This is a genomic window from Rhizobium sp. BR 317, from assembly GCF_047445835.1.
GTDB classification, from domain to species: domain Bacteria; phylum Pseudomonadota; class Alphaproteobacteria; order Rhizobiales; family Rhizobiaceae; genus Rhizobium; species Rhizobium paranaense.
The window spans coordinates 1-5,410 of the sequence record NZ_JARWLB010000050.1 but is presented as its reverse complement, the minus strand read 5'-3'; the positions used below and the strand labels follow the sequence as shown (position 1 = coordinate 5,410).

The window sequence follows — 5,410 nt, the reverse complement described above, 5'->3', positions numbered from 1 at the left end:
TGACAATCGCCTTGCCGCTCGAGCTGACCGCCGAGCAGAATATCGCGCTGGTGCGGGATTTCGTTGAGCAGCACATCACGGCGAAGGGCATGGTGGCGKACTGGGTCTATCACGACGCACCCGGCAATCCGCATATCCATCTGATGACCACCTTGCGTCCGCTGACTGCCGACGGTTTCGGCGCCAAGAAGATCGCGGTAACAGGACCTGACGGCAATCCGATCCGCAACGATGCCGGCAAGATCGTTTATGAACTCTGGGCCGGCAGCATCGACGATTTCAATGCGTTTCGCGACGGCTGGTTTGCCTGCCAGAACCGGCACCTGGCGCTTGCCGGTCTCGACATCCGCGTCGATGGCCGCTCCTTCGAGAAGCAGGGAATTGACCTGGAACCGACCATCCATCTCGGCGTCGGCACGAAGGCGATCGAGCGGAAATCAGAAGGCGCGTCCGAGCCGGTCGAGCTCGAACGGCTCGAACTGCAGGAGGCGAGGCGGAGCGAAAACGTCAGGCGGATCGACAGGAATCCTGAGCTCGTCCTTGCCCTGATCATGCGCGAGAAKAGCGTCTTCGACGAACGCGACGTGGCGAAGATCCTGCACCGCTACGTCGATKACGCGGCGCTGTTTCAAAGCCTGATGGTGCGGATCTTGCTGTGCCCCGAAACCTTCCGCATMGAGCGCGAGCGGWTCGACCTTGCCAGCGGTATCCGAGTGCCGGCGAAGTACACGACCCGCGACATGATCCGGCTCGAAGCCGAGATGGCCCATCGCGCAGTCTGGCTGTCCCAGAGGTCGTCGCATGGTGTTCGCGACGTCGTGCTGGCGGCGACGTTCGAGCGCCATGAGCGTCTTTCGGATGAGCAGAAAACGGCGATCGAACATGTGGCGGGACCTGAGCGGATCGCGGCCGTGATMGGTCGTGCCGGCGCCGGCAAGACGACGATGATGAGGGCGGCGCGTGAGGCCTGGGAAGCGGCAGGCTATTACGTCGTCGGCGGCGCACTTGCCGGCAAGGCGGCCGAGGGCCTGGAAAAGGAAGCGGGCATCATCTCGCGCACGCTTGCGTCATGGGAGCTCCGCTGGAACCAAGGCCGCGATCGKCTCGATAGCAAGACGGTTTTCGTTCTCGACGAGGCCGGCATGGTATCGTCGCGGCAGATGGCGCTGTTCGTCGAAGCAGTGACGACGGCCGGCGCCAAGCTCGTTCTCGTCGGCGATCCCGAACAGCTTCAACCGATCKAAGCCGGTGCCGCCTTCCGCGCCATTGCCGATCGGGTCGGCTATGCCGAACTCGAAACCATCTATCGCCAGCGCCAGCAATGGATGCGTGACGCCTCGCTTGATCTTGCACGCGGCAAGGTCGGCAAGGCGGTCGACGCCTATCGCGCCAATGGCAGCGTCATCGGGTCGGATATCAAAGCCKACGCGGTCGACAACCTGATCGCCGCCTGGGACCGTGATTACGATCCGGCAAAGACGTCTCTGATCCTCGCTCATCTGCGMCGCGACGTGCGCATGCTCAACCAGATGGCGCGCATCAAACTCATCGAACGCGGGGTTCTCGAYMWGGGAACCATGTTCAAGACSGCSGAYGGYGAWCGCAAYTTYGCCGTSGGCGACCAGATCGTGTTCCTSAAGAACGARGGATCGCTCGGCGTCAAGAACGGCATGCTGGCCAAGGTSSTMGAGGYKGRASCGGGACGCATCACRGCGCKGATMGGCGATGGGGAGAATGYCCGCCAGGTGCTSGTCGAACAGCGCTTCTACAAYAACCTCGACCACGGCTATGCCACGACGATCCACAAGAGCCAGGGYGCCACAGTCGAYCRGGTCAAGGTGCTCGCTTCCCTTTCGCTCGACCGCCATCTAACCTATGTCGCAATGACCCGTCATCGCGAGGATCTGGCCGTCTACTACGGTCGCAGATCATTCGCGAGGAACGGCGGACTGATCCCGATCCTGTMGCGAAGGAATGCGAAGGAAACGACGCTCGATTACGAGAAAAGTGCCTTCTACCGCGACGCGCTTCGCTTTGCCGAAGCCCGCGGTCTCAATCTCGTCAATGTCGCCCGCACCCTGGTTCGCGACCGGCTGGAATGGCTCGTCAGTCAGAAGCAAAAACTTGCCAAACTCGGTGTCCGCCTTGCGGTCATCGCCGGCAAGCTCGGGCTTGTCCGCGGCGCCTCGCAGTCCCCAATCCAAAACAACACCAAGGAGGCAAAGCCGATGGTCTCGGGCATCACMACCTTCGCMAAATCRGTCGASCAGGCGATCGAGGACAAGGTCGCMGCCGATCCMGGMTTGAAGAAGCAATGGGAGGAGGTYTCGACCCGYTTCCACCTCGTCTAYGCMCAGCCGGAAAGCGCGTTCAAGGCSRTCAAYGTCGACGCGMTGCTGAAGGACGAGGSCGYTGCKAAATCCACTCTAGCMAAGATCGGATCGGAGCCTGAACGCTTCGGCGCGCTGAAGGGCAAGACCGGGATTCTCGCCAGCCAAGCCGGCAGACAGGAGCGAGAAAAGGCGCAAACGAATGCGCCGGCGCTGGCCCGCAACCTTGAGCGCTATCTGCGCCAGCGGGCGGAGGCGGAACGGAAGTTCGAGGTCGAAGAACGCGCTGTACGTMTGAAGGTCTCGATCGATATTCCCGCGCTGTCGCAAAGTGCCAAGCAGACCCTCGAGCGCGTTCGCGATGCGATCKACCGCAATGACCTCCCCGCCGGCCTMGAATATGCGCTTGCCGACAAAATGGTGAAGGCGGAACTGGAGGGTTTCGCCAAGGCGGTAGCGGAACGTTTCGACGAGCGGACCTTCCTGTCTCTCGCCGCGAAGGACTCCAATGGACAGACCTTCAATGCCGTCACGTCGGGAATGACGCCCGGACAGAAGGCCGAGGTGCAATCGGCTTGGAATTGGATGCGGACGGTGCAGCAACTCGCCGCGCATGAGCGCACGACCGAGGCGCTGAAACACGCGGAGACAATGCGTCAGACGAAGAGCCAGGGGCTCTCGCTCAAATGAAAGCACCCGTGTTTGCGTTCGGTACGCGAAGCGCTMAAAGGACCCATGCAGTCGTGCTCTTGGCCTTGGCGGCATMCGTCGTTGGCGGCGGTATTGCTGCCGCAATCGTCGGCGGTTTTCGCATCAATTTGACACCGAGCGAACCCCTCGGCCTCTGGCGTATCGTGGCGCTCGATCGCCCGGCAGCTCGCGGGGATCTCGTTTTCATTTGCCCTCCGCAAACGGTGGCGATGGTGCAGGCGAGAGAGCGTGGTTATCTCCGGTCCGGAACCTGCCCAGGCGGCGTTGCGCCGCTCATCAAGACCGTCGTCGCCGTTGCCGGGCAGCATGTCGAAATCGACGCCGACGTGACGATCGATGGACGCCGGATCGCGTTTTCCGAATTGGCTGAACGGGACGGCAACGGCCGGCCAATGACGTCCTATCCCGGCGGGGTCGTGCCTGACGAAAACGTCTTTCTCCACTCACCGTTCAGGGGCTCGTATGACTCCCGCTATTTCGGCCCCCTGCCCGCCTCAGGGATCCTCGGCCTGGCGCAACCGGTGCTCACCTATGCGCCATGAGCACCTTCAGCCAGGCGCATTGATCGCCGTCTCAATCGTCGCCGGTACGGTGGGATGGAATGGCTACGTCCTACTTCTTCCAGTCGCGTTTGCATTTCCGGTTCTCTGGGCGCTGGCGCGAACGAGGCGGACKGCAGCGATCATCTCGGCTGGTTACTTCCTCGCTGCATCCCGTGCATTGCCACAGGGCGTAGCGACCTTCTATTCGTCGGATCTTTGGCCGGGATTATTGCTTTGGCTCTGTGCGTCCGTTGGCTTCGTCATCGTGCATGCCGTCCTCTGGACAAGGAAGACGGGTGCTCGACCGTGTCGCTACCTCCTGGCAGCGGTTCTGATGGCCATGCCGCCATTCGGCATCACCGGCTGGGCTCATCCGATTACCGCAGCGGGCGTACTATTTCCGGGATGGGAATGGTGGGGACTGGCTGCTGCGACAGCMGGCCTCATGGGCCTCGTAACCCGCATGTGGCCAGCTGTCGCGCTTGTCCTGGCAGGCTTTTGGATCTGGTCCGCCGCAACMTGGGAGGAGCCGAGGCTACCGGAAAGCTGGCAGGGGGGCGATCTCGAACTGGGCGCGTCGCTCGGTCGCGACGTCAGCTTTGAGCGTCACCGTGATTTGATTGTCACGGTGAAGGATCGGGTGGTGGGCGGCGCACGCACCATTGTTCTTCCTGAAAGCTCCCTGGGCTTCTGGACGCTCACCGTCGAACGGTTCTGGGTGCAAGCTTTGAGAGGAACTGACGTCACCGTCATCGCCGGCGCAGCCGTCATCGATGCGGGCGGATACGATAATGTTCTGGTCGCGATCTCCGGCGATGGCGGGAGGACCCTCTATCGCGAACGCATGCCGGTGCCAGGTTCGATGTGGCAGCCGTGGCGGGCGTTGCTCTCTCAGAGCGGCGGTGCGCGGGCACATTTCTTCGAAAATCCGGTCGTGACGGCCGCCGGCCGTCGGATAGCGCCGCTGATCTGCTACGAGCAACTGATCGTCTGGCCGGTCCTGCACGCCATGCTTGAGGATCMTGATCTCATCGTCGCAGTCGGCAACGGCTGGTGGACGAAAGGGACATCCATCGTCGCCATTCAGCGCGCGAGCGCCCAAGCCTGGGCGCGGCTCTTTGCCAAGCCAATTGTCTTTTCCTTCAACACCTGATTGCCCAAGGAGACGTCATGCTCGACGCGGCCCTCATTCAGAAATGCGCCGACCCTTCTTTGAAACCTGCGATCGTCGAACAGTTMGTGACCGCTGCGGGCTCGAACGACCCATTGTCCGTCACCGTCAAATCCGGTGGCCGCTTGATCCTCGTTCCGAAGGCGACAACATMGGACGAGGCGATGGCGATCATCCGGCAGTACGTCGGCCAGGCGGTGGTTCGCGTCGGTCTGACGCAGTTTCCCGCCGGCATCGGGATCAAGGATGTCGCCGATCTGAAGCCCGATCTCGTCGATCCTTGCGAAAACCTTCGCAAGGGGACGGCGATGTTCGCGAAAGTCTTGCGCATCGTCGCCAAATGGTATGGCAATCCGAAAAGCGATGAGGTTTTCCCGCAGATCTTCGAGGACGCTGTCTATGCCTGGAAGACCGGGGAATTCGAGGGCGTGAGCGTTTTCCAGGCGCCCGATCCAGGKGGCTCAGTCGTCAATCAGCGTGAGCCGATCGACAGCGGGGGAACTGATGACGCACCAGACGACGCTTCCCTGCMCACCGACCACGAACCTCAAGATGAGAGGGAAGTTGGCGCAGCGGGAATGCGGATCGATMTTTCGCGTATCGGTGGGCAAAAGTAGCTGCCCAACTTCGTCCAGGATGATCGGGCGCGATCGGAG

At 61.9% G+C, this 5,410-nt stretch carries 4 protein-coding genes; all 4 read left to right on the top strand.

The window, feature by feature from the left end:
- Positions 1-3,020 (top strand): Ti-type conjugative transfer relaxase TraA (traA, locus tag QD357_RS31150; RefSeq protein WP_414125843.1); only part of this gene is annotated, 3,020 nt, incomplete at its 5' end.
- Complete coding sequence (gene traF, locus QD357_RS31145) at positions 3,017-3,583, top strand: conjugative transfer signal peptidase TraF (RefSeq protein WP_414125841.1); 567 nt, start codon at positions 3,017-3,019, stop codon at positions 3,581-3,583. The genes traA and traF, both read left to right, overlap by 4 nt.
- Positions 3,573-4,736 (top strand): conjugal transfer protein TraB, encoded by a 1,164-nt coding sequence (locus QD357_RS31140; RefSeq protein ID WP_414125840.1) that lies wholly within the window; start codon positions 3,573-3,575, stop codon positions 4,734-4,736. Before traF ends, QD357_RS31140 begins: the two co-directional genes overlap by 11 nt.
- Positions 4,737-4,753: 17 nt before the next feature.
- Positions 4,754-5,371 carry a TraH family protein gene (locus tag QD357_RS31135; RefSeq protein WP_414125839.1) on the top strand — a complete coding sequence of 206 codons (618 nt, stop codon included), beginning with the start codon at positions 4,754-4,756 and terminating at the stop codon, positions 5,369-5,371.
- The last annotated feature ends 39 nt before the right edge of the window (positions 5,372-5,410 follow it).